The organism is Exiguobacterium sp. UBA1053 (genome assembly GCF_002316465.1).
Lineage (GTDB): Bacteria > Bacillota > Bacilli > Exiguobacteriales > Exiguobacteriaceae > Exiguobacterium_A > Exiguobacterium_A abrahamii.
In genome coordinates, this window is record NZ_DCDO01000013.1 from 274377 (window position 1) to 300109 (window position 25733).

General features: G+C 47.2%; 26 protein-coding genes. 1 reads left to right on the top strand and 25 read right to left on the bottom strand.

Annotation, left to right across the window (positions count from 1 at the left end; all coding sequences use genetic code 11):
* Positions 1 to 18: 18 nt before the first annotated feature.
* The 22 genes from ileS to B3G15_RS09280 all read right to left on the bottom strand — a co-directional run bounded on the left by ileS (position 19) and on the right by B3G15_RS09280 (position 22363).
* Complete coding sequence (ileS, locus tag B3G15_RS09175) at positions 19 to 2754, bottom strand: isoleucine--tRNA ligase (RefSeq protein ID WP_058713764.1); 2736 nt, start codon at positions 2752 to 2754, stop codon at positions 19 to 21.
* Positions 2755 to 3053: 299 nt separating this feature from the next.
* Positions 3054 to 3575 (bottom strand): DivIVA domain-containing protein, encoded by a 522-nt coding sequence (locus tag B3G15_RS09180; protein WP_023468794.1) that lies wholly within the window; start codon positions 3573 to 3575, stop codon positions 3054 to 3056.
* Positions 3576 to 3600: 25 nt separating this feature from the next.
* On the bottom strand, positions 3601 to 4371 hold the full coding sequence (locus B3G15_RS09185; RefSeq protein WP_214723655.1) for an RNA-binding protein: 771 nt from the start codon (positions 4369 to 4371) through the stop codon (positions 3601 to 3603).
* Positions 4368 to 4643, bottom strand: a complete 276-nt coding sequence (locus B3G15_RS09190) for a YggT family protein (RefSeq protein WP_023468796.1) — start codon at positions 4641 to 4643, stop codon at positions 4368 to 4370. The genes B3G15_RS09185 and B3G15_RS09190 overlap by 4 nt, the downstream gene beginning before the upstream one ends.
* 2 nt (positions 4644 to 4645) lie before the next feature.
* Positions 4646 to 4972 carry a cell division protein SepF gene (locus B3G15_RS09195; RefSeq protein WP_231496839.1) on the bottom strand — a complete coding sequence of 109 codons (327 nt, stop codon included), beginning with the start codon at positions 4970 to 4972 and terminating at the stop codon, positions 4646 to 4648.
* 193 nt (positions 4973 to 5165) lie between these two features.
* The gene (locus B3G15_RS09200) at positions 5166 to 5837 is read right to left on the bottom strand and encodes a YggS family pyridoxal phosphate-dependent enzyme (protein ID WP_064299617.1); all 672 of its coding nucleotides are present in this window, start codon (positions 5835 to 5837) and stop codon (positions 5166 to 5168) included.
* A complete protein-coding gene (gene pgeF / locus B3G15_RS09205; RefSeq protein ID WP_047393727.1) occupies positions 5824 to 6600 on the bottom strand; it encodes a peptidoglycan editing factor PgeF in 777 nt (258 codons plus the stop codon). The genes B3G15_RS09200 and pgeF overlap by 14 nt, the downstream gene beginning before the upstream one ends.
* Positions 6601 to 6684: 84 nt before the next feature.
* Complete coding sequence (gene ftsZ, locus B3G15_RS09210; RefSeq protein WP_029342137.1) at positions 6685 to 7839, bottom strand: cell division protein FtsZ; 1155 nt, start codon at positions 7837 to 7839, stop codon at positions 6685 to 6687.
* A gap of 47 nt (positions 7840 to 7886) precedes the next feature.
* Positions 7887 to 9191 carry a cell division protein FtsA gene (gene ftsA, locus B3G15_RS09215; protein WP_029342138.1) on the bottom strand — a complete coding sequence of 435 codons (1305 nt, stop codon included), beginning with the start codon at positions 9189 to 9191 and terminating at the stop codon, positions 7887 to 7889.
* Positions 9192 to 9420: 229 nt separating this feature from the next.
* Positions 9421 to 10200 carry a cell division protein FtsQ/DivIB gene (locus tag B3G15_RS09220; protein ID WP_214858048.1) on the bottom strand — a complete coding sequence of 260 codons (780 nt, stop codon included), beginning with the start codon at positions 10198 to 10200 and terminating at the stop codon, positions 9421 to 9423.
* A 60-nt stretch (positions 10201 to 10260) separates the two neighbouring features.
* On the bottom strand, positions 10261 to 11355 hold the full coding sequence (gene murG / locus B3G15_RS09225; protein WP_050677531.1) for an undecaprenyldiphospho-muramoylpentapeptide beta-N-acetylglucosaminyltransferase: 1095 nt from the start codon (positions 11353 to 11355) through the stop codon (positions 10261 to 10263).
* Positions 11352 to 12698 (bottom strand): UDP-N-acetylmuramoyl-L-alanine--D-glutamate ligase, encoded by a 1347-nt coding sequence (murD, locus tag B3G15_RS09230; RefSeq protein WP_214859724.1) that lies wholly within the window; start codon positions 12696 to 12698, stop codon positions 11352 to 11354. Before murD ends, murG begins: the two co-directional genes overlap by 4 nt.
* Before the next feature lie 33 nt (positions 12699 to 12731).
* Entirely contained in the window at positions 12732 to 13694 is a 963-nt protein-coding gene (gene mraY, locus B3G15_RS09235; protein WP_050677532.1) for a phospho-N-acetylmuramoyl-pentapeptide-transferase, read from the bottom strand.
* Between the two features lie 23 nt (positions 13695 to 13717).
* Entirely contained in the window at positions 13718 to 15037 is a 1320-nt protein-coding gene (locus B3G15_RS09240) for a UDP-N-acetylmuramoyl-tripeptide--D-alanyl-D-alanine ligase (protein WP_251138266.1), read from the bottom strand.
* 108 nt (positions 15038 to 15145) lie between these two features.
* The gene (locus B3G15_RS09245; protein WP_231884647.1) at positions 15146 to 17242 is read right to left on the bottom strand and encodes a penicillin-binding protein; all 2097 of its coding nucleotides are present in this window, start codon (positions 17240 to 17242) and stop codon (positions 15146 to 15148) included.
* A gap of 38 nt (positions 17243 to 17280) precedes the next feature.
* Positions 17281 to 17667 carry a cell division protein FtsL gene (gene ftsL / locus B3G15_RS09250; protein WP_023468808.1) on the bottom strand — a complete coding sequence of 129 codons (387 nt, stop codon included), beginning with the start codon at positions 17665 to 17667 and terminating at the stop codon, positions 17281 to 17283.
* Between the two features lie 13 nt (positions 17668 to 17680).
* On the bottom strand, positions 17681 to 18619 hold the full coding sequence (gene rsmH, locus B3G15_RS09255; protein WP_214859722.1) for a 16S rRNA (cytosine(1402)-N(4))-methyltransferase RsmH: 939 nt from the start codon (positions 18617 to 18619) through the stop codon (positions 17681 to 17683).
* Positions 18620 to 18780: 161 nt separating this feature from the next.
* A complete protein-coding gene (gene bshC, locus B3G15_RS09260; protein ID WP_290720236.1) occupies positions 18781 to 20343 on the bottom strand; it encodes a bacillithiol biosynthesis cysteine-adding enzyme BshC in 1563 nt (520 codons plus the stop codon).
* A 29-nt stretch (positions 20344 to 20372) separates the two neighbouring features.
* Positions 20373 to 20729 carry a DUF3397 domain-containing protein gene (locus tag B3G15_RS09265; RefSeq protein ID WP_023468811.1) on the bottom strand — a complete coding sequence of 119 codons (357 nt, stop codon included), beginning with the start codon at positions 20727 to 20729 and terminating at the stop codon, positions 20373 to 20375.
* Positions 20726 to 21535 carry a ketopantoate reductase family protein gene (locus B3G15_RS09270; RefSeq protein ID WP_290720240.1) on the bottom strand — a complete coding sequence of 270 codons (810 nt, stop codon included), beginning with the start codon at positions 21533 to 21535 and terminating at the stop codon, positions 20726 to 20728. The genes B3G15_RS09265 and B3G15_RS09270 overlap by 4 nt, the downstream gene beginning before the upstream one ends.
* Before the next feature lie 83 nt (positions 21536 to 21618).
* Positions 21619 to 21792: a 50S ribosomal protein L32 gene (gene rpmF / locus B3G15_RS09275; RefSeq protein WP_012370841.1), complete on the bottom strand. Its 174-nt coding sequence runs from the start codon at positions 21790 to 21792 to the stop codon at positions 21619 to 21621.
* 46 nt (positions 21793 to 21838) lie between these two features.
* A complete protein-coding gene (locus tag B3G15_RS09280; RefSeq protein WP_023468813.1) occupies positions 21839 to 22363 on the bottom strand; it encodes a YceD family protein in 525 nt (174 codons plus the stop codon).
* 156 nt (positions 22364 to 22519) lie between these two features.
* On the opposite strand from B3G15_RS09280, the gene B3G15_RS09285 reads away from it, so the two are divergent.
* Positions 22520 to 23671, top strand: a complete 1152-nt coding sequence (locus B3G15_RS09285) for a tRNA(Met) cytidine acetate ligase (protein ID WP_058264781.1) — start codon at positions 22520 to 22522, stop codon at positions 23669 to 23671.
* Here the strand turns inward: B3G15_RS09285 and B3G15_RS09290 are convergent.
* Genes B3G15_RS09290 through rsmD form a run of 3 tightly spaced genes read right to left on the bottom strand, consistent with a single transcriptional unit; the run spans position 23644 to position 25711 of the window.
* A complete protein-coding gene (locus B3G15_RS09290; RefSeq protein WP_290720251.1) occupies positions 23644 to 24642 on the bottom strand; it encodes a SepM family pheromone-processing serine protease in 999 nt (332 codons plus the stop codon). The two genes, B3G15_RS09285 and B3G15_RS09290, sit on opposite strands and share 28 nt — an antisense overlap.
* Positions 24642 to 25133: a pantetheine-phosphate adenylyltransferase gene (gene coaD, locus B3G15_RS09295; protein WP_023468816.1), complete on the bottom strand. Its 492-nt coding sequence runs from the start codon at positions 25131 to 25133 to the stop codon at positions 24642 to 24644. The genes B3G15_RS09290 and coaD overlap by 1 nt, the downstream gene beginning before the upstream one ends.
* Positions 25130 to 25711 (bottom strand): 16S rRNA (guanine(966)-N(2))-methyltransferase RsmD, encoded by a 582-nt coding sequence (rsmD, locus tag B3G15_RS09300; RefSeq protein WP_082202518.1) that lies wholly within the window; start codon positions 25709 to 25711, stop codon positions 25130 to 25132. Before rsmD ends, coaD begins: the two co-directional genes overlap by 4 nt.
* Positions 25712 to 25733 lie beyond the last annotated feature (22 nt).

Consider the following 25733-nt stretch of genomic DNA (forward strand, 5'->3'; position numbering starts at 1 on the left):
GCCCCTCCCTTTGTATCATTATAAAGAATTGACGACTTCAGTACAACGTGGGCAAAGCGTCGGATGAGCCGGATCTTGTCCGAGTTCCGTCGAATATGTCCAACAACGTTCACATTTTTCACCGTCAGCTTTTTGAACCGTGATGCCGGTCGTCTCATACATCTTATCCGCCGTTTCCACGAATTCGAGTTGTGAGACTTGGAGTAACTGCTCAAGATGATCGATTGTTCCGAGCAAGGCTTTCGTCTCTTCCTTCGGTGCAAGCAAGAGTTTCGCTTCGAGTGTCTTACCGACGAGTTTCTCAACACGTGCTTCCTCGAGTGCTTTTAAGACATCATCGCGGAACGTCAGGAACGCGTTCCATTTCTCGATGAGGGCAAGTCCTTCTTCTGAGACTTCGACCGTTTCCGGAAGGTCTGTCAGGAAGATACTCTTCGTCTCAACAGCTGGTACGAATTCCCATGCTTCGTCTGCTGTGTGAGGCAAGACCGGTGCCATCAATTGCAACAAGGCAACGACTGTATCATACATGACCGTCTGAACCGCACGACGCGATGTCGCGTCTGCTTTTTCGATATACAGGATATCTTTCGTGTAATCGAGGTAGAACGACGACAAATCAAGGACACAGAAGTTGTGGAGCAATTGATAGACCGACATGAAGTCGTACGCATCATAAGCCGCTTTTACTTTTCCAACAAGTTGGTCCAGTTTCGTCCGCATGAAACGGTCTGACTCTGGTAAGTCTTCAAATGCGACGCGGTGCGTCGCAGGATCGAATTGATCCAAGTTTCCGAGGAGGAAACGAACCGTGTTGCGGATTTTACGATAGGATTCTGAGACTTGTTTGAAGTTATCCATCGATGCCCGGACATCAGCTTGATAATCGACAGATGCGACCCACAAGCGAAGGATCTCTGCTCCGAATTGTTGCATGACTTGGATCGGTGCAATCGTGTTACCGATCGATTTCGACATCTTGCGACCTTGACCATCCAGAACGAATCCGTGACTGACGACCGCTTTGTATGGTGCTTTTCCTGTCGTTGCGACGGCTGTCGATAGCGACGAGTTGAACCAACCACGATATTGGTCAGATCCTTCAAGATAGAGATCCGCTGGACGTGTCAATTCAGGACGTGTCGCAAGGACACCGGCATGTGATGAACCAGAATCGAACCAGACATCCATGATGTCCGTTTCTTTTTTGAAGATACCGTTCGGGCTTGCTGGATGTGTGAATCCTTCAGGAAGCAAGTCGACTGCTTCGCGCTCATACCAGACATTTGATCCGTGAGCTGCAAATAGATTCGCGATATGATCAATCGTTTCTGGTGTGACGATTTCCGTTCCATCTTCAGCATAGAAGATTGGAAGTGGAACGCCCCAAGCACGTTGACGTGAGATGACCCAGTCGCCGCGGTCTTTGAACATGTTGTGGAGACGTGTTTCGCCCCACTCTGGTACCCACTGGACGCCTTTGATTTCATCAAGGATTTCCGCACGGAAGTCTTTGATTGAAGCGAACCACTGTGGCGTTGCCCGGAAGATGACCGGTTTTTTCGTCCGCCAGTCGTGTGGATACGAGTGTTTGATGAACGACAGTTTTAAGAGAGCGCCTGCTTCTTCGAGTGCGAGACCGATTTCTTTGTTCGCATCCTCATAGAACATGCCTTCGAATCCAGGAGCTTCTGCTGTCATGACCCCTTTATCGTCGACTGGGCAAAGAACGTCAAGACCGTACGCTTGACCGATACGGAAGTCATCTTCCCCGTGACCTGGAGCCGTATGCACGACACCTGTCGCTTCCGCTGTAACGTGATCGCCAAGCATGACGAGTGATTCACGGTCGTACAATGGATGTTTTGCTTTCATGTATTCGAAGTCCGCACCATTAAAGATACGTCCGACTGTTGCGTCTTCCCATCCGAGTGCTTCGATGACTTCAGGAACGAGTGTTTCCGCTACGATATAGCCTTTTCCTTGATATTCGATCCGCGCATATGTCAGTTCCGCACTGACAGAGATTCCGAGGTTCGCTGGAATCGTCCATGGTGTCGTCGTCCAGATGACGAAATGATCCGTCGGCTCTAAGATGTTTTTACCGTCCATGACTTGGAACGCGACATAGATAGCAGCTGACCGTTTATCTTGATATTCGATTTCTGCTTCAGCGAGTGCTGATTCAGAAGACGGTGACCAATAGACCGGTTTCTTCCCTTTGTAGATATAGCCTTTGTTCGCCATATCCCCGAATAAACGAATTTGAGCTGCTTCAAATTCTGGTTGCAGGGTGATATATGGGTTGTCATAGTCACCGAGAACGCCGAGGCGTTTGAACTGTTCGCGTTGGTGATCGACTTGTTCGAGCGCATATTTCGCACATAATTCACGGAATTCAGCGACCGTCATCGATTTACGATCAACACCGGCTTTTTGAAGTGCAGTTTCGATCGGTAATCCGTGTGTGTCCCAACCAGGCACGTACGGAGACTGGAAGCCATTCATCGATTTATAACGAACGATGATGTCTTTTAAGACTTTGTTTAATCCGTGACCCATGTGGATGTCACCATTCGCATACGGAGGACCATCGTGGAGGATGAACGTTGGCTTTCCAGCGTTCTTTTCTTGGACCGCAGCGTAGAGATTCATCTCTTCCCATCGTGCTTGCATATCTGGTTCACGTTTTGGCAAGTTGCCTCGCATTAAAAACTCCGTTTTCATCATCAATAAGGTTTCTTTGTAATCCATCTGACTATCTCTCACCTTTCGCTTTAAAAGTACAAAAAAAGCCAAGCTCATCCCTGAGATAGGGACGAGCTTGGCTGAACTCGCGGTACCACCCTACTAATCCCGCTCGCCAGTTTGACGACGCAGGACCGCTTAAGAACTCGATAACGGGAGTGAGCCGGCATGACTTACTGTTCAGCGAACGTTCAGTCATGCACTCCAAGGGGATACCCCATCTTTTTCGTTGCTCGGGCTTCCACCATTCCCCCGATTCGCTGTCAACCGTCCAAGATGCGACGTGTCCTTGTCATTGATTTTATTTATACGACATCGTCGTCATTATACGCAACTGCTGGAACATCGTCAAGCGCTCCACGAGAAGAGAAATCAAACGCATCCCAGTCATGGCTCGTCAATAATTCCATCTGCGCATCGATCAATACTTTGAATCGATTACGATAGAGTTCGATTTTTTTGCGCATTTGCTCTACTTCGAAGTCTGTCCGTTGTGCCCGGCGTTGCGCCGCATCTTGCAACTGCTCTGCTTCACGTTCTGCTTGCTTTAGGATCAAGCTCGCTTCTTTTGAAGCATTGGCTTTGACTTCTTCAGCCGCTTCCTGTGCGACGATGATCGATTTATTCAATGTTTCTTCCATCGAACTGAAGTAATCGACGCGCGCTTGCATGTTTTGGATGACTTCCTGTTGTTGACGATTCTCACGTAACAACAATTCAAAATCCTTGATGACTTGATCTAGGAATTCGTTCACTTCATCTTCGTCATAGCCGCGAAACTTTCGTGTGAACTCCTTATTATGAATATCGAGTGGCGTTAATGGCATGATGAATTCCTCCTCCGCATTTATCTTATCCTTTTAAAATACCGTATTGTAGCTTGATCCGGTCACGTTTCGTTGATCCGAGGATTGCAATCAACTTGACGCGTCCTGTTCCACGCAAGGAAAGCAAGTCGCCTTCTTCTAGCATGAAGCTCGAATCATCCACTACTTTGTAATTGACCTTACTTTCACCTTGTTTAATGAGCGTCTGTGCTTTTTGACGTGAGAAACCGAGAATTTCACTCACGACCGTATCGAACCGAAGTGAACTGACGAACCCAAGTGTCTCTTCCCACTCTTGATCCTTCACTTTCAAACGGTCTTCCGCCTCCACACGCGAAAGACGAATCTTCGTCTTCCCTGCACGTTCGACGTTTGCTTCGATATAGGTCGCGACTTCGTCCGCGACGGCAAACTGTACTTGATCCTGAATGATGACGTCGCCGAATTTAGATCGTTTCAATCCGACGTTCAATAATGTACCGGTGACTTGACGATGAGAAAGTTCAACGAATTTAGTAGGATAATGAATGCGATAGATGGAAATGTCAAAGTCATCCGCGTTGTATTCATAATAATCTGGTGCGAGGATTGCGCGTTTACGTTCAGCGCCTTCGAAACCGCCCTCAAAAAAGAGGGCGCATTTCGAGCCGACGAGTTCTTGTGTAATTTGTTGTTCACGTGGATCTAGGAAATCCGTTAATTTGAACGTATAGGTCGCTTCCACGTGATCGATCCAGTTCAAGACTGAATCGACGAATTCCCGCTCGCTTCCACGATAATGATCGTATACGCTCATACTAAAAAGATTGCTCGGATACCCGATTGAGCCAAGTTCAAGACGAGGAAGGCTACAATCGGCGAGATATCCAGCATGCCCCCGATAGGCGGGATGATACGACGGAAGGGCGCTAGGAATGGCTCGACTAACATCGCGAGCACTTGTCCGAATTTAGAATCACGGGCATTCGGGAACCACGAAAGCAGGATATAAACGATCATAACGTAACTGTAATACTGTAATAACGTACTCAATGTACGACCAATTGCGTACATCACTTGAGAATCCATACTTACCACCCCTTATGATTAATATCATCTTCTCCAAGAAGATTCGAGATGCTACCAGCCAACTCGACGTTGTTCGGAACACAGAGGAGGGTATTCTGACTGATCGTCGTAATCGTTCCATCGAGAGCGAAGACGACACCAGATAAGAAATTGATCATCTGTCGTGATTGATCTTTTGACATACGCTGCATATTGACGATGACAGCACGGTTCTGACGAAGATGTTCCCCGATTTCCTGGGCTTCGTTGAAGACACGTGGTTCACTCAAGATGACTTGCGATTTCGTTTTTTTCGTCGCATGAAGCGGCACGATATTCGATTGTCTCACGCTGTCCTCCTTTTGAGTAACACTTGGGGTAGATTCCTCGTAATACTCTTCGTACTCTTGTTGTGAAGCACCTCTACCTTTATTTATTGTAGCATCATTTTCATATTCAAGTTCATCTAAATCGTCGCTGTTGCCGAGAAATAGATTTTGCATTTTTGATTTAAAACCCATATCCATTCTCCCTTCTTCTCGTTTAGGTATGAACGAGCGTTGTCCCGATTCGGACGAACGTCGCCCCTTCTTCGATGGCGATCTCAAAATCCGATGACATTCCCATAGATAACTCCGTACATGGAGCATACGACAATTTTTTCGCCTTGACCTCTTCTTGCAATGTTTTTAATGACCGGAATACCTCACGGATACGCGTCGTATCTTCCGTTAACGGTGCCATCGTCATCAGTCCGATGACACGAATCGCTGGATACTGACCGATTTCATGTAAGAACGACGGTACATCCTCAGGCGCGATGCCTTGCTTCGATTCTTCTCCCGAAACGTTGACTTGAATGAAACAATTAATGATTCGGTCCGTTCGTTTATTGATCTCTTCCGCCAAATGAAGACGGTCAAGGGAATGCAGCACGTCAATGGCATCGATGATCTGACGAACTTTACGCGTTTGTAGGGTACCGATGAAGTGCCATGTACAGGCGGTTCGTCCGAGCTCTGCCTGTTTTTCGAGCAATCCGTCCGGGCGATTTTCACCGAGATGGGTCACACCTGCTGCTAATAATTCAGAAGCAACTTGACTTGAGACTGATTTCGTCACGCCAATCAACTGTACCTGCTTTTCAGAAGAACTCTTTTCACTTGCTTGTTCCATTCGTTTCGTAACCTCTTGTACATTATCAAGAATTGACATCCAATGACTCCTTTACGATCAAACTTGCAAAGCGACCACCGTGGTCGCCGTGGCGATAAGAGAAGTAATCTTCCGCCTGACAGTGTGTACATAGACCTGTGTCAAGGACATCACCGACTCCACAACGCTCAGCTAGCGCAGCGTTCGTTTTTTGTAGCGATAACATCGCTTTTCCATCTTCCTTGCGTATGTAAGGAGACTCATCGAGTTCAAGCGCATCGATTGCATCGATGACGGGTTGATCGACTTCGTAACAACAATCACGGATCGATGGACCAATGACCATTTGAATCGATGAACGACTCGCACCCGCACGTTCCATTTGCTTGACTGTTTCCTCGACGATATTGCCGACAGTTCCGCGCCAGCCGGCGTGCGTATTCGCGATGATTCCTGTCGTCGGATCACAGAAGACAAGCGGCACACAGTCAGCGAACAGCATCATCAATAAGACATTTGAATCGGTCGTCACCAATCCATCTGTACCCGGAATCGCTGTTTCGTAATCCAAAGCACCGCGCCCAGAGTCAAGTGTCGTCACCTGTTCGACGTGATTTCCGTGAACTTGCTGTGCCCAAATCGAGTTCTCGAGGGAGAGATCAAGCTGACGTGCGATGACTTGTCGGTTCTGGATGACACCGTCGCGATCATCGTTGACATGTAATCCTAAATTTCCGTTCTCATGAGGGGCTGCGAACTTCGTCGTAAAGGCGGCACGTACGGTACCCGTCGGTGTATCCCATTTGATCCATTGTCCAAACATGTTCATGCCTCCTTTGATTTTAAAAAAAGAGGCGCCGCTTTCGCGACACCTCATCGTTTAGCAGTCGTGTCACTGGAACATCGATCAACGATTATTCCGGCGAAGGAATGATGGGATGTCCATCGTTTCTTCGACATCTGGCGCTTTAGCCGGTTCAGGATTCGAGCTGACAGGTGTCTCTTCGACTTGTGGTTTAGACTCCTCAGTTGGTGGTGGAGTCGCTTGTTTTTTCTTCAAGAGGTTTTTCATCATCTCTTGTGCCGATGGGATTTCGAAATCGAGTGGTTCGTTTTCGAATTCCGTCGCGATGACTGTGACGATGATTTCATCTTCTAGGTTATCGTTGATGACAGAACCGAAGATCAAGTTGACTTCCTCATCGGCTGCACTCTGGACGATTTGTGCGGCTTCCGTCACTTCGTACAAGCTGAGGTTCGCACTACCTGTGATGTTCATCAGAACACCTTTTGCGCCTTCGATCGATGTCTCAAGCAACGGACTCGAAATCGCTTTTTTCGCTGCTTCCGTCGCGCGGTGCTCGCCTGTCGCGACACCTACACCCATTAAAGCAGAACCTTTCTCAGTCATGATCGTCTTCACATCGGCGAAGTCAAGGTTGATCAGACCAGGTACGGCGATCAAGTCAGTGATACCCTGTACCCCTTGACGCAAGACGTTATCCGCTTCTTTAAACGCTTCAAGCATTGGTGTATTCCGATCGACGATTTCAAGTAACTTGTCGTTCGGAATGACGATTAACGTATCGACTTTTTCTTTGAAGTTCTGGACACCTGAAACAGCATGTTGCATCCGTTTACGTCCTTCGAACATGAATGGTTTTGTGACGACACCGACTGTCAATGCGCCGATCTCTTTTGAAATCTCCGCGATGACAGGAGCTGCTCCTGTACCCGTTCCGCCACCCATTCCCGCTGTGACGAAGACCATGTCAGCACCAGAAAGGATTTCTGTTAATTGCTCACGGCTCTCTTCCGCCGCTTTTTTACCGATTTCCGGATTGGCACCCGCACCGAGACCGCGTGTCAATTTAGCACCGAGTTGTAGTTTTACGTCAGCTTGTGACATGTTCAATGCCTGCGCATCCGTGTTTACTGCGATGAATTCTACGCCTTGGACACCGTGTTCAATCATTCGGTTGACGGCGTTCGAACCGCCACCACCTACACCGATGACCTTGATTTTTGCTACTTGGTCCATCATTTCATCAAAATGCAACATAAAAAGGGCCCCCTAATATTTTTTACTCATTGGATTTTTTGTAGGCATTAACCAAAGAATTTCTCAAAGAAACTGCTGAATGACTTTTTCTCTTTTGGAGGCTGTTCACGTGTCGACCGTTCTTCTCGAACAGGTGTCGCTTGTTCGTTCATGAGCAGTGCATCCTGTTCACGTCCGTGTGCTACGACTTCCTTCTCTTCCGCGCGGTCGAAACCTGATTTCGATACGGCGCTTCGTGAAAGTACATAACGTAACATACCAGCTGCGACGGCATACTTCGGATGACGAATACCAAGACTAGCAGGTTGATAGACATTGACGCTCTGCTTGAAGATTCGTTTTCCAAGCTGGTCGATTCCCGGCAGTGAAGAACTTCCGCCACACAAGATTAAACCGCTGTTCATATGAGCGTATCCGGCTTGAGTCATTCGTTTTTGAATCATCTCGAAGATTTCCTCAAGTCGTGCTTCTAATACGAAACCGATTTCTGATTGTGGCTCGAAACGATGTTCCCCGTTGATCGTGACGTAAGAAACTTTCTCTTCCGGATCACCGAGTGCTTCAAGTGCAACACCGTACTCTTCTTTTGCGAGCTTCGCATCTTGATATTTACAATTCATCTTATACGTCAAATCACGTGTCAGATGATCGCCACCGTATGGCAACGTCGTCGAGTAGACGAGATCATTCTTTTCATAGATGGAAAGTGTCGTCGTCTCATGTCCGATGTCGATGATTCCGACACCGAGTTCGAGTTCATCAATCGATGCTGCGATTCTAGATACCGCTAAACTCTCCAGCACATATCCAGCAAGCTCTAAACCAGCCCGTTCAATGGAACGTTTAATGCTATGTAGGATCGTCTTTGCTCCGATGATGAGCTTCCCTGTTACTTCGAGACGATAACCAATCATTCCTCTAGGATCAGTGATCTCCGTTTGCTGATCGACCGTAAACGTCTTTGGCAGAACATCGACAACACTGAGTTCGTTTGGAATTCGCATGACCATCGCAGAATGCAGAACATCTTTCACGTCATCATCCGTGATTTCATTGTCCTCACCTTTGATTGATGTCATCCCTTGGCAATCCTTCACTTGAATGTGTTCGCCAGAGATAGCAACATATACTTCACCAATTGGTTCACCAAGTGTACGTTCCACTTCCGTGACCGCTTGTTTAATGGCATGTACCGTTTGATCGATGTCAACGATGACACCTCGTTTAACACCCGCGGATGGTGCAGAACCTTCAGCAAGAACGTTCAGCGTTCCACCAAGTAGTTCACCGACGATGAGTTTCACCTCCGATGTCCCTATGTCGAGTGCGGCAATCGTACCTTTCGTTTCCATGGGAGTGACACCTCCACTTTCATAATACTAATCCTTTTTATTCCTAATTATATTCTAGGAACAGGACAGGCTTCTTCTCGTTTAAGTCTACACTATATAAATACTTACGAAAAGAAGTTATTGCCCGTCTTAGCGTTCGAATAGATTACGATTTGATGACGATTCGAACAACGGTCAACGAATGAAAACACACGTTTGTTTTTTTGTTCGTCAACCCTTTACGAATCTTCTATTTTTTCCCTTTATATGGCTTGAAATAGATACCGCCATCAATTGTAATTGTTCCCGTCTTTCCTTTCGGTAAGGCAGAAATGACCTTCACGTATTCATTCAAGGAATTTGAAAAGGCAGACGTACTGAGTAATACCGTATTCCCATCCGTCATGAATAACTTCAGACCGCCTTTGTCCGTCTTATCGTTTGCGACGATTTCTGAGATTCGGCTCCGTACTTTCGGCTCAATTTTAACAAGTTCCTTCGTCAATCGATTTAATGACTGATCCGTGAATCCTGTCAAGATTGGAGCATCGAATAGTTCTTCCTTCGACTTTCCAGGAATGATCGTTCCGTCCGCAAGCACAATCCGGTCTCCCGGTTTATCCTTCGCGTAAGCAATCTCTTTCTCTTCCGTCACCGTCACGCGATATTGATGCAAAAACTGTTTTTGCATCGTCGCTTCTTGAATACCCGGAACCTTTTCGATTCGCTCAAGAACGTCTTCCTCCGATACATTAAAGGCGTGTGTTTCCTTCACCTTAATCCCCGACGCTTGCAAGATATCAGCAGACTTCACATTGACGTTACCCTCGATATCAAATCGAGCAACCCGAGAATAACTCGATTGTAGATAAAAGACGACACCGACCAATAGACCAATCAGAATCAGGACATAAATGAGTCTTCGGTTGGCTTTTTTGCGACGTTGTTCACGGATATAAGGTATCTTATCCTCGAGACTACGGACGTTCTCGTCCTCTTGTGGTCGTCCGACCGCTCTCCGTTCCCTCACGTCTCATTCCCCCTCCATACGTAACAGTTCATTTCCCTATCGGTCTTTTCCTGCAATAGTTTAGTTTTTTTGTGCCGTCAATCGTAACAATTCATCAACTAAGTCCCGTGAAGCGTTCGGCATACCGAGCGCAAGCGCCGCTTCAGACATCATTTGTTGTTGTGCTAACGCTTTTTCACATGCCTCAAACAACCGATCACCTGTCAGTTCCTGTTCACGAATCAATAGACTCGCACCTGTCTCGACGAGCGATGAGGCATTGACCTCTTGATGATTTTCCGTCACGTAAGGACTCGGGATGAGCACGCTCGGTAAGCCGAGTGTCGTCAGCTCTGCAAGCGTACTTGCTCCCGAACGCGAAATGACGAGTTGACTGGCTTTTAAGATGTTCGGTAAATCATATACGAATGGGCGAAGTTGAATGCGTTCTGGCACGGAACCAACGCGTGACACAATCGTATCGTAATGAATTTGACCCGTAACGAAGAGGAGCGACCAGCCTGCTTGCTCGACCTTTGGCATCATATCGACGACTGCTTCGTTGATTGCAGGTGCGCCACGACTACCGCCATAGATGACGATGAGAGGGCGTCCTTCCTCAAAACCAAAACGTTGTCGCTCTTCAAGCGGATTGATGTTAAGCTCTGCCACTTCAGAAGCACGCGGATTTCCGATTAAAACCGTCTTCGCTTCATTCTTACCGAAGTGATGTCCAGACCCTTTAAACGAGAGTGCCACTCGATCCACATACCGAGCTAAGAATTTATTCGTGATACCAGGTAAACTGTTTTGTTCATGAACGAGTGTCTTGAAACCCATTTTTGCAGCCGTATACAATACCGGTCCACAAACGAATCCACCTGTACCGACGACGATATCCGGTTGGAACTGACGCAGTAGTCGACGAACACGCCGGACGCTCTTGACGAACCGGATACCGGTCTTGACGTTTTCGAACGACAAGGAACGACGGATACCAGAAATCTCAATCGATTCAAATGGAATTCCCGCGCGACGGACGATATCCGCCTCGAGACCATTTTCTGTTCCGATATAGAGGACCTCACACGGCATGCGTTGTTCGAGCTCCCGTATCATAGCGAGTGCCGGATAAATGTGACCGCCTGTACCGCCTCCAGAGACGACGATTTTCATACTGTTGTTCCTCCTACTTCATGTACGGCACGAACGAAATGATCGCCGCGCTCTTCATATGTCTTGTATTGATCCCAACTTGCAGATGCTGGTGACAGAAGAATGATGTCGCCGGGTTGTGACACTTCAAACGCTACTTTCACCGCTTCATCCATCGCCTCAACAACGGTCGACGCATAGCCATTTTCTGACGCAAGCGTTCCGAATCGATGACCTGTCTCACCAAGTCCGATGACGTGTTTGACGTGCTTCATTGAATCGAGTAACGGTGTCAAATCCGCTCCACGCTCGAGTCCGCCACATAACCAGATGATAGGTGCCGTAAATCCAGACAACGCCGCTTCTGTTGCAACATTATTCGTTGCTTTTGAGTCGTTGTAAACTTTTCGACCAGCAATTTCACCGACGAACTGTGTCCGGTGCTCCACACCACCAAACGTCCGTAGAACGTGTTGAACGTCAGATAATGCTAAGTTAAACGGTTCGACGAGTGTTAAGGCTGCGAGAACGTTCTCGACATTATGCCCACCACCGAGAGCCAGTTCATCAACAGGTAAGATACTCGTCCCATTGATTGTCAACGTATCGTTCATGACTTCTGCGTATGCCGATTGACGACGAGAGAACAAGAGTGGCGTTACTTCAGCAGTCTTTCCGAGCGCATTGACGGACGCATCATCGGCATTCAAGACAAGGCGATCCGTTTCTTTCATGTTCTTAAAGATCCGGGCTTTCGCTTCGCCATACGATTCAAAATCACCATGATAATCCAGATGTGCCGGTGATAAATTCAAGAACGCTGCCGTGTATGGTCGGAATTGCTCGATCCCCATCAATTGAAAACTTGATAATTCAATGACGATGATATCGTCCTGTTTCGCCTGACATGCGATTTCAATTGCCGGGAATCCAATGTTTCCTGCCAAATGTACACGCCGCGTACCGGTTTTCAACAATTCATGGACAAGCGTCGTCGTCGTCGTTTTCCCGTTCGATCCCGTGATGGCAATCCACGTCGCATCTGTTGCTTGATACGCCAGTTCTACTTCTGTCCAAACCGGAATGTCGCGTCGCAAAGCTTCTTGTAGCAGATCGATGTGATACGGAATCCCTGGATTCTTGACGATCAAATCGATATCGTCGAGTAGTGTGAGCGGGTGCTCACCATAGACCGTCTTAACATCGAGTGATGCAAGCGTCGCTTGATCACTCTCGGACGGCGTTTTCCCGTCATTGACCGTTACCTCTGCACCAACACTCGCTAAATATCGAGCTGCTGCGATTCCACTTTTCGCCGTTCCGAGAACGAGCACTTTTTGATCATTCCATTGTCGTTGTTCCATTGTTGAATCGCTCACTTTCTCTCTTCTTTTTTATTACACGAATAGATAGGCGATGAATGCCATCAAACAGCTGATTCCTGCGAATGTACCGACGATCCGCCATTCGCTCCAACCGACCATTTCGAAGTGGTGGTGAATCGGGCTCATTTTGAAAATCCGTTTTCCTGTAGTCTTAAAGGAGATGACTTGTAGAATGACGGATAATGTCTCGACAACGAACACGATACCGATTAAGACGAGTAGTAATTCCAGTTTTAAGACAATCGATAGACCTGCTAGTGCAGCTCCAAGTGCAAGTGACCCTGTATCTCCCATGAAGATCTTCGCTGGGTGCGCATTGAATAATAGGAATCCGATCAAGGCACCGACCGCTGAGAAAGCAAAACAAGCAGCGCCTACTTCATCCGCGATAAACCAACTGTATAATCCGAAGAACAAGAATGTTGGAATCGCTGTGAACGACACGAGACCATCTAGACCATCCGTCAAGTTGACTGCATTTGAGAAGCCAACTAACCAGAACAAGGCAACAAACGGATAGACGATACCGAAATCAAGCTCAAAATCTGTAAATGGAATCGATAGATACGTCGCATCACTCGTGAATCCACCGCTCAACCAGACGAATAACAATCCGACGACGATTTGTCCAATTAATTTTTGTTTCGAATTCAGACCAAGGTTACGTTTCTTGACGACTTTGATGTAATCATCAATGAAGCCGATAACGCCATAAGCAAGTGTTAAAAACAGTAACGATAATTGTGTCGTCGATAGATCGCCCATGACGACTGCACCGAGAACGCTGACGATCATCGCAACAAGAATGACGATTCCACCCATCGTCGGTGTTCCTGATTTGACCTGATGCCATTGCGGTCCTTCTTCCCGAATTTCCTGACCGAATTTCAATTGGTGTAGAAACGGAATCGCCTTTGGCATAACGAGTAGTACAACAAGAAATGCAAGAATAAGACTGATGAATAATGTGATCATAGCAGACACCCTTTTTTCAAAAATTAGTTTTCGTTCAGATATGTTAATATCCGTTCAAGCGCCATCCCACGTGACGCTTTCAATAAGACGATTGTTCGTTCTCCGAGCAGCGGACGCAATCGTTTTGCAGCATCCTCGACAGTTGCTGCGAATTGGATTTGAACAGACGGATCGCTGATTCCTTCCGCAATCCACGCGCCTTTCTCCCCTACTAGGATAGCATGCGAGACGGGTAACGCAATCCGCTTTCCGACCGAGGCATGTAATAAGCGTTCTTGGTCCCCTAATTCATACATATCTCCGAGGACGAGAACTCGTGTCGTATACCCTTCCAGCGCAGTAACCGTCTCAATCGCTGCATTCATCGATGTCGGACTCGCGTTATACGCATCATTGATGACCGCAGTCTCTTCAAAGAGTAATCGTTCCATCCGCATCGGTGTCAATTCAACCGCATCGAACCCTTCTTGAATCCGAGCGTCCGTCACGCCAAGTGCACGTGCTGTCGCAATCGCGTATGCTGCATTTCGGACTTGGTGTTTCCCTAGCACTGGTAGGTGAAAAGCGGTGCCATCGTAAGTAAAGGCCGTTCCAAAGAGCGTTGCTTCCCTAGTTTCGATCCGGTACGTATTTCCGATCTGATAGCCGATCTTCTCTGCTTGAACTTCTGCGAGAAGTGGTTCGTCACCATCAACGAATAAATGACCACCTGGCTTGAGTCCGGATTGAATCTCGAGCTTCGCTTTGGCGATGCCACTGCGTCCACCGACTTGCTCCGCATGCGATTCGCCGATGTTCGTGACGAGCGCGATATCTGGCTCAGCTAGATTCGATAAGAATTCAATATCGCCAAATCCATTCATTCCCATCTCAAGTACAGCGACTTCCGTATCAGCCGGCATCATGAGAATCGTTAACGGCATTCCGATATCCGAATTGAAGTTTCCTTGAGTCTTATGTGTCTTGAACGTCGTCTTGAGTACGCTTTCGATCATGTCCTTCGTCGACGTCTTCCCATTTGATCCAGTGATGGCGACGACTTTTGGCGCAATCTGCATTAAGTATCGTTTTGCGATTTGTTGCAGGGCAACCAATGGTTCATCGACTTCCAAGAAAACGATATCGATGTCTGGTCGATCAATGTCTTTCTTCCATAAGGTGACGATCGATCCTTGGTTTTTTGCACCTTCAAGGAATCGATGACCATCGACGCGTGCTCCCTGAATCGGAACATAGAGACCGTCTTCTAGTTGTGCGCGTGAATCCGTTGCAAAATGACGAACGATACGATCATCTTTCACATCGAGATGCAACCATTCAGCGAGTTGCGTAATTGTTAACATGATATATACCTCCATTCGATGACAGCAAAAGAGGACGAATGCAAAAGTCAACGAATGACTCCTGTTCGTCCTCGTCTTCCTGTAGAAATCAGGAAACTTGCTCTACCGTTACTCTTTAGGTTCAGCTAGTTCGACCGTCAACTTTCCATTTTCCTTCACTAGTGTACCAGTTCGAGCTGATTGTTTGGTTACAAAACCTTTACCGATGACGTCGAGCTTCAAATCATATAAGCTGACAAGCTTTTTGACGTCTCGTTGCGACCAACCGGTCAAATCTGGCATCTTGAACGTATTTGATGTTTTCAGCAAGACACGTTCTCCGCTGACGAATTCCTGTCCACGGGATGGAATCTGCGAAACGACTTCAGCACCATCGCCTAGGATGATCGCAACTGCCTCTTGTTCTTTTGCTAGATCAGTCGCTTGTCGAGCACTCTTCTTGATATAACTCGGCGTAATCTTCGCTTTGACATCCACCGAATCCTTTTGCGTTTCCGGTTGGATGCTACGATACTGTAGTGCCGTATTCATGACACTCTTGAACACAGGACTCATGATGAGTGGACCAGAGACGGATGATTCGTTTTTCGATGGACGATCGACCGCGATGTACATGATCAATTCCGGATCATCTTTTGGGGCCATACCGATGAACGAGTGAATGAATTGTCCTTGAATATACTTTCCATTCTCAGAAATCTGAGCCGTACCGGTCTTCCCAATGACACGGTAATCTTTCAACTTATACATTTGACCTGTACCAAGCTTACTGTTGACGACACCGTCGAGTGCTTCGCGTGTTGCTTTTGCCGCTTCAGCAGAAATCGGTTTACCGACGACTTCTGTTTTCGCTCGGTAGGGTGCCTTATCCGTATGATCCGCTTTTTGGATGATATGCGGTTTGACCATCTCGCCGTCTCCAGCGATTGCTGTCGCTCCTTGAAGCAATTGCATCGGCGTGACCGCAGTCGATTGCCCCCATGAGGTGATGAGCGCATTCAACGGTTTAGACAAGTCGGATTGACTATTTACTTCTCCCGAGATGTCTATACCCGTTCGTTGGTCAAAATGAAACTTCTTAAAGTAATCTTTATACCGTTCGATCCCAAGTTTTTCTGCTGTCAACTTCGAGAACATGACGTTTGAAGAGTGATAGACCCCTTCAATCATCGGAATGGTTCCCCAACCGACATCGTTATAATCCTTGATGACCGTCCCTTTATAGTTATAACTACCCGATTTATACATCTCATTCGGACGGAAGACTCCCGCATCAATCGCCGCTGCGAGCGTAAAGATTTTCATCGTCGAACCTGGTTCGAATCGTGACGAGACAGCGAAATTCGTGAAATCTTTCATATCACGTAAATTCGGGTTGAACGATGGGCGATCCGCCATGGCGAGGATTTCACCGGTCTTCGCATCCATGACGATCCCCGTCGCATTTTTCGGTTTGTACGTGTTGTACATTTTTTGCATTTCTTTTTCAAGCGATTGTTGGATTCGATGATCGATCGTCAAATAGAGATTCGATCCATCCTTCGGTTCGTTCGAAACACGCGACGCACCTTGAATCAACGGATTACCGCTACGATCCTTTTCAAAGACACGGGCTCCGTAGGATTCACTTAAAGCATTATCATACTGCTTCTCGATTCCCATCTGACCTTGTAAAGCGACTCGACCATTTTCCTCGGTTATCTTTTGAACGAATCCAAGTGTATCGGACAGGAAGATGCCGTTCGGATAGTATCGTTTCGGCTCTTCAATCATCCGGATTCCGGGAAGTTTCAACTTGTCGATCTTCTCTTTTTGATCGAGCGTCAAATCATTTCCTTTTTTTCCGAACTCAATTTGAGAACGGTCTTTGTTTTCAATCAGATAGGTCTCCAGTTCCTTCGTCGTCATCCCAAGAATCGGCGCAAGACCTTCAGCCGTCTTTTTAAAGTCGACGATCGTCTCATCTGGATCTTTGACACCACCAAGTCGATAAACGCCAATCAGATGATAGGATGGAATATTGATCGCAATCGGGGAACCGAGACGGTCGAAAATCTCGCCACGTTCTGCTCCAAGCGTTTCTTGAGACTCCCATCGTTTCTTTTCCGCGTATGCAATCATATCTTCACCGTGGAACTGTTTTGTTGTTGCTAAATACAAAAATCGGCCAATGAACACAAAAAAGAGAGTAGCAAATATCACCATGATAAAGGCTACTCTCCAACGGGATTTTTTCAGTGGATTCATTTAGGAATCACCTTGATGTTCCCTTTACGCATATCAAGACCCTGTTCTTTTGCAATCTTATAAATCCGTTCCGGAGAGCTTAAGTTCGTGACCTCTAGTTGTAAACGTTCGTTCTCTTTTTTGAGTGATTGTGTGACTTGGTTCTCTTTTGCTAAATCACGGCTCACATTATACGCTTCGTTATGCGTACTGATCGTCAAACTCCCAAATAACACAAGACCACCAATCATCGCGCTGTATAAGAATTTTTCAAATGGATACAAGCGATACTTCGGACGGACGGCGACGCGACGCGCGATATCTTCCGTCTTTCGTGGTTCCTGAACAGGTTGTTGACGAACGGGTTGAACCGTTTGGACCGATTTACGAAGTGGTTCTGCCATTGGAATGCTCCTCTCAAGTTTCTTTCATTTTTTCAGCAACTCGTAATTTTGCCGATCGGGCGCGACGGTTATCATCGAGCTCTTCAACACCAGCCGTAATCGGTTTACGTGTGACGAGTCGGAGTTCCGGCTCCATTTCGACGGGAATCATCGGTAACCCCGGCGGAAGCTCGGGTAGTGATGATTTTTCTTTGATTGCTTGTTTACACATGCGATCTTCAAGTGAATGGAACGTAATGACACATAGACGTCCACCGACACGTAATACATCAATGGCTTGGTGTACCGCACGGTCAAAGACATTCAGTTCATCATTGACGGCGATCCGGATTGCTTGGAAAGTCCGTTTCGCAGGGTGACCACCTTTACGTCGTGCTGGTGCTGGAATCGCATCCTTGATCAATTCGACGAGTTCGAACGTCGTCTCAATCGGTCGCTCTTCCCGCGCTTTTTCGATTTTGCGCGCAATCTGTTTCGAGAATTTCTCTTCCCCGTATGTAAAGAAGATACGTACGAGATCATTGTACGACCACTCATTGACGACTTCGTAAGCAGAAAGTGGAGAAGATTGATCCATGCGCATGTCGAGACGTGCGTCGTGATTATAACTAAATCCCCGTTCCCCTTCGTCTAATTGTGGTGAAGAGACACCGAGATCGAATAAGATGCCGTCCACTTTCTCGACGCCATGTGCTGCCAACTGCTCTTTCAGATAAGCAAAATTACTCTTTATTAAAGTAAAGCGACCTTCATACGCCGCGAGACGTTCTGCTGCATGAGCGAGAGCGACATCATCCTGATCAAATGCGTATAGATGACCTGTCGTCAATTGCTTGACGATTTCTTCGCTGTGTCCTGCTCCACCTAATGTACAATCGACGTAAATACCGTCGGGTTTAATCGCGAGTCCTTCGATCGACTCCCATTTCAATACTGTTTCATGCTCAAACATGTCCTGCCTCACCTTTCACTGTCCTTGAAGGACGTTACTCTTTTTCAATGTATCACATTCTCTCGTGAAAACGTTACGAAAATGAGACAGTTTCCTTGATTTATTTAACTTTTGTGTAATTTTCGCTAAAAAAACGAAAAAACCTGCTAGTTTCAGCAGGTTTAGAGGAAAATCTTCAGTTGATCACTCGTATTCGCTTCATAGGCTGTTCTTAAGTCCCGCACAAAATCAAGACCATGATGATTTAACCACGGGAGGACAGAATGAATCCGCTCTTGCGGCGCTCCATCAGGAAAGAGATGGTAAGCCGTCTCTTTATATTGCCGTGTCTGTCGGTCAAACTGACGTCGATCTTCTACCAGCAAACTAACCATTGCTTGTTCGAGCTGTTTCTTGATCTTCTCACTCTTACTCGATGTCCGCAGTAAACCCTGTTCGAGCGAGAGAAATTCGGAGACGAAACTGTCTTTTAGCATCGCTGCCGCCTGCATATGTCCTGTCACCTTCTCTTCTGAATAAACCGGAATCGGAACGCCTGACCGGACGATTTCTTCGAGCGACACCTCGAGTTTAGCAAGACGTTTTTCATCGCTACGACGCACGAGTAACCCACCCATGCGGGGAATCAATAACGGCATCGTCCAATTCAGATGATGAAAGAGCGGTCGTAAGCGTGTCCAGTATGCTAACTCTCCCGGACCACCGATATAGGCAAGCGTCGGGAACAGGTAATCCTGCATTAATGGACGCGTGACGACACTGTTGGAGAAGCGTTCCGGACTGGCGTACAGCAACGCGATCAATTCAAGCTCCGTATACTGCTTTCCTTGTTTCGTCTCGAATCCGTCTGCTGTCGGATAAAGCAACTGACGACCGTGATCATCGACGAAAAGATGCGCCGCTTCCTCGTTCAAGAATGTATCCGGTAACTCTTGCGTCTGCGAAATACCATCCTTCAATGCTCGTCTAAATTCCGCATTGTCTTGAATCAACCGTTCAAAGAACGGAATCTCGAGTTCACGGACAGATTGTGTATCCGCATCAAAGAAGACGACATCAAAATCGATCAATTCACCGATCAATTGCGAGAAAAACATCCCATACGATGTACACTCTTCAACGAGTTGCTTCAGACGCGTAACTAATCGTTTCGTATGAACCGTTTCTGGCATTGCTCGGAATGCCTCTTCGATGATTTCAAGAAGTGCTGCTTGATCAAAAGAGATTCGACTGACCGAGCGGGCAATCGATTCTGAAGGTGTGACAGCGATTTTACGCGTTTGATAATCCGCTGTCGGAACGTAAACATGGTTAATCTCATCAAAATCGTGATCTTCGGTCGCGAGCCAAAAAATCGGAACGACAGGTCTCCCAAGTGTCGTCTCCGCCTGCTGCGCGACCTTCAGACAGGTCAACAATTTATAGATGGCATATAATGGTCCACCAAAGATACCCGTTTGTTGCCCTGTAATGACAACTTGAGCTTCACCCGTACGAAGCTTCGCGACACGTTCCCGCAAACGCTCCGTCATCTTCGGATTTTGACGTTCGAGTTCGTCTGTCAGTGCATCAAGATGCGGATAGTGACGTTCTTCAAGCAAACGGCTCCTCGACGCTAAACCACTCTCTCCAAGGTGGTCGACATATGTTAAGAATTCTTCTCGTGAAGCACGATGCATCAACGAGTTTTCATCGTATAAGGCTTCAAATGGTTGTACCTTCAAACAAAATCCCTTCTTTCTTACCTAACTGGTCAGCTGATGAACAGTTGACGAATACCGAGTACGAACAGTATGAAATGGACGGGTAATGCCAGCAAGATGATGATCCGCCAACTGTGGCGAATCATTTGTCTCAAATCAACATCAAGTTGACGAATTCGTTGCCAGAGCGCATTCAACGCAAACACCAACAACACGACGATGACGATCCACCCTAAGTAATTTGTTCCGGTCAAGGCAATCAATGCAACATGAATCGCATACAGCACGATGAATGTTCCAAAGTCGAGTGCAAATCGAACGGCCTTCCCATGTTTCCGAAATAGAAGTAGAAAGACGAGATACAACGCAATCAGGCTGAATAAAGGAAAAATGATGAAGACTGTCACTGCGTACCCTCCCTCTGTTTGATCTGTTCATAATAAAAAGATAAACGTGGCGTCGCAGTCGTCGCCTGACGTAATGCGTATCCAAGTATCGGCTCTACTTCCGTTCGTCGTCCGTACTCAAGATCTCGTAACATGGAAGAACGGTTTTTGCTCGTATTCTTCATGATCCGCTCGATCTCGGAATAAGTAATGTCATGGTGCGGGAAGATCGTCCGCATTTCGTCAAATAATTGACGGGCTTCTTCTCGATAAGGCATCTCTAATAAGGATCCATTCTCAACACCGTAATAAGCCGTCACTGGATTGATGACGACGTTGATGAACAGCTTCGTCAATAAGACAGTTTCCATATCTGACTCGAATTCAAAGCATAGCTGCTTTGACGACAAGTTCGCTACCTCTTGATTCCCGTAGCGGATGCGTCCTTTTCCAGTATGCTGGACTTCAAACGGTGCAGTACGCATGGCACCATGTTCGACGACACCAAATAAGACATGCGGCAATTGCTCTTTCCATTTCAAATGATCCATTCCATTTTGCAGGAACATGACGGGACACGTCAGCCGTTTAAGGAATGGAATCACACTTTTTATATCATACGACTTTGTCGCGACAAACACCAAGTCTTCTGACTCGAGCCGATCAATCTTCCGGATCCGTACGAGACGACTCGCTTGTCCATCGCGAATGATTGGTCGTTCCTCTTCTTGTTCTTGTCGCACATAAAGCGTGACTGCATGCTCTTCCGATAAATAAGAGGCAAGCAACAATCCGATGGCACCCGCGCCAATGATTCCAACATTCATCTATTCATGTCCCCTTTCATGAAAAAAGCGACCTTAAAACCGATTTCTCGATTCGAAGGTCGCTTTTATACCGATCAATCAGCTTATTTGCTGACGATTTCTTTACCTTTGTACGAGCCACATGCTTTACAAACGCGGTGTGAAAGTTTCATTTCACCACAGTTTGGGCACTCGACCATACCTGGTACACGGAGTTTGAAATGAGTACGGCGAAGACGTTTGCGTGTTTTCGACGTTCTGCGGAATGGTACTGCCATCGTTGTCCACCTCCTTGAAAAAATACACTCGCCTTTACTTCAGAAATCAGGAATCCTGATCTTTTTTAAAGAACTGAGCGAGACCCGCGAGTCGCGGATCGATTTTTGGTTCGGTTTCCTCTGGATCTTCTTCAGAAAGAATCGTCCAGCCTTCCCCCTCAACCAACTGATTCTCTTCATCATCCCCATGCACTTGCACTGGCACATGAAGTAAAATCAATTCTTGCACGAGCGGTCGAAGATCGACCGTATTCCCGATCGGCACGTTGATGTCATCTGCTTCGTTCGAAACAGCATCGACCTCGAGCAGGAATGGCTCGATGGATTCAATCTCGAATGGATAAGCGACGTCATTTAGCGTCCGGGCATCCGGAAGCGTCATTTCGCCGGTAATCCGAAGATTGAATATTAATTGATTCGATGTAAACGATGCATTTGCACGAACGTGCACAGGTTGCACCGCCCGGATATCCGGATGGAGGGCGACTAGCTCATTGAGCTCGATCGTCTCGTTAACCTGAAGTTGACCCAGATTGCGCAATTTATTCAATTGCATCAGGGACCATTTCATCCGAATCACCTCAATTGCAACAATATGAATTATAGAGAGGACATCTTGTTTTGTCAATGTTTTTTCTTTACACTGAAATCGCTAGAGAACGAACACTTTTGGACGTCTTTATCCATATTACCGCACTTAATTCGGTTTGCAAAGGAGAAAGTTTTCATGAGGATGACAGCTATCATTTCAGAGTACAATCCGTTTCATAACGGACACTATTATCAAGCGACGACAGCACGACGGGAAACGGATGCCGACGTCATCGTCGCCATCATGAGCGGGACGTTCATGCAGCGTGGTGAACCCGCCTTTACGGATAAATGGACACGTGCTCAGGCAGCGGTCGCGAGCGGTGCCATCGATCTCGTTCTTGAACTTCCTTTCTATTTTGCTGTCCAGCGTGCTGATCGTTTTGCACTCGGTGGTGTAACGATTGCCGAGACAATCGGCTGTCAGTCGCTTTCGTTTGGAAGCGAGTGCGGAGATATCGAACCTTTTCTCCATGCAGCAGCGGAACAGATCGAAGAGACACCTGCATACAAGCAAGCGTTACACGATGGATTATCAGCGGGCCTCTCTTCTGCTCACGCCGCCAGTCAAGCATTCAGGAGCGTCTCACAGACGCTTGATTTGACACAACCGAACAATACGCTTGGCTATTATTACGCTCGCGCCGCAAATACACTATCGCTCCACACGACGAAACGGATTGGAAGTGGCTACCACGACTTATCAACCGGGGACATCATGAGCGCCACCGCGATACGCGCCCATCATCAGACGCACGGTCAGCTGCTCGCACTTCCTGAACAGACCGAAAACGTCTTAGCAAACGCCTCTTTCGCCAACTTCTCGCACTATTATCCGTGGATTCGACAACGTCTACTGACGACTCCAGTACCCGAGTTGATACGAATCGCTGGGATCGACGCTTCGTTAGCACCACGACTCATGGAAGGGGCGAAACAAGCAACGACGTTCGACACCTTTCTGAATTACGTCAAAACACGCCGTTATACGCGGACGAGCCTGCAGCGTGCCTTGATCTATCTATTGACCTCAACGACGGCAGAGGAGGTCGCACGGATCGATTACGACCATGTTGATTTCGTTCGTCCCCTCGCCTTTTCAGAACGAGGACGACAGGCACTCAAAACCATCAAAACGCGGACTGCCGTATTCAGCACCTTCACGAGTCATCCTTGGCTAACGAAAGAAAGCCAAGTGACAGCTGCATATGCACTGCCCTTGGCTCGCTACGATGCGTTGCTTGAACACCGTCGCTTTCCTTATTTTGCTGGAAGTTCATCTAAATAATCAATCGCATCTTTGACTGTCTTGATCGGAACGAGCTTCATGTTCGTTCCGAGTTTTTTGATGGATGGTTTTGCTTCTTTGTAGTTCTCTCCTGCTGGTACGAACATGATTTCTGCTTCTGCCTCGTCTGCAGCGACCACCTTTTGCCACGCTCCACCGATTGGTCCCACCTTGCCACCTTCTTCAATGGTTCCCGTGCCGGCGATTTTATGCCCTTTCGCCAAATCTCCCGGCGTCAATTGATCATAGATTTCAAGGGTGAACATCATTCCTGCAGAAGGTCCCCCGACGTCTTCGACCTGAAACTCGATCTCAGGATCCGTCTTCACGTTCGAGATCGGGAGCGGTTCGTAAATGCCGAGCCCAACTCGCTTGACCTCTTTAGATAACTGATCCACTCGAATCGTCGTCTTCTTGTCTTCCGATTTACGCGTGAACTGAATCGGAACAGCTGTTTTGGCTTTTTTTGCTTGAATCGTCTTCATGAAACCTTCAAATGACGTAATCGGTTTTCCGTCAACACTTGTAATCCGATCCCCTGCCTTCAGTTTCCCTTCGGCTGGACCACCGGGAATGACGCCGGAGACGTAGACCCCTTCGAAATCGACATCGACCTTTTGATCCGCTAATTCATACGCTTCGATTGTTGCGTTATGTTGTGCTTCTTCCATATACAGCTTCTGACGCGTTTCATACTGCGCGTCCGACTCGCCGTCGTACAGATAATCACTTACACTCGATGTTTCGGAGAACGGTAGAAATAAGCTTTCAATAAGAAAGTAAGGCGTTGCCCGACGTTGTGCGATCGTCAGCATCATCAAATCTCCCGGTTCCTTGTCACCTCCAGATACTTCGATCAAATCTTCCGTCGACGTCGCGTCACCCGGATAGGAGATGAAATAAGGAAGTGGTAAGAAAAATACGATCAAGGCAGCGATGATCGCTGCTAAGGCAGGTTTCCAAGCTTTCATCACAGTTCTCCTTTCGCATATTTCTGACGTAGCGCCTCTTCGACGGAAGGCGGTACGAGATCGGCAACGGAAGCACCATATTTGGCAGCTTCCTTGACGATCGAAGAGCTCAAGAAGGAATACTGATTATTCGTCATCATGAATAGTGTCTCGATTTGATCGTTCATCTTCTTGTTGATAGAAGCGACTTGCATTTCGTATTCAAAATCCGAAACTGCTCGTAAACCGCGTACGATCGCGGTTGCTCCGACTTCCGCCGCATAATCGACAAGTAGACCATTAAAGGAATCCACCTTGATTTGAGGTAGGTGCGATGTCACATCGGCAATTAACTCCATCCGTTCCTGGACAGAAAATAGTGGTTGCTTCGAAGAATTATTCAGTACGGCAACGATGATCTCGTCAAAAATCGGAACAGCACGCTCGATGATGTCTAAATGTCCGTTCGTGATCGGATCAAAGCTACCTGGGCAAATGGCGATTCGTTTCATTCGTGGTCTTCCTCCGCTTCCATGAATTCGTACAACGTGATCGAGATGACAGCGGAATAACGAAGTCGACGCACGACTTCTAGTCGTCCGATCTGGTCCGGCAATTCAACCGCTGAGTCATGTTCACAGACGATGACACCATTGTCCGTCAACATGTCGTGTTGCTCTATGTACGTGACATGTTCCGTCAATCGCTCTTTTGCATAGGGAGGGTCTAAATAAATCAACTTAAACGGCTCTTCAGATGCTAGTTCCGCTAAAGCGATCGCTACATCTTTTTTCAAAACACGTGCTTGGTCCGTATAGTGCGTCGTTCGTAAGTTATCTTGGATCGTTTGGACCGCTTTATGGTGTTGGTCGACGAACACTGCTTCATCGCATCCTCTTGAAAGAGATTCAATCCCAAGACCACCGCTCCCCGCAAACAGATCCAGTGCTCGTCCTCCGTTGAAATAAGGACCGATGACGTTGAATAAGGATTCTTTTACCTTATCCGTCGTCGGTCGTGTTTGATCCCCTGGTACTGCTTTTAATCGTGTACCTTTCCGTTCCCCTGAAATGACTCGCATTTCCTTCATTCCTTTCAACAAAGAAGCGACG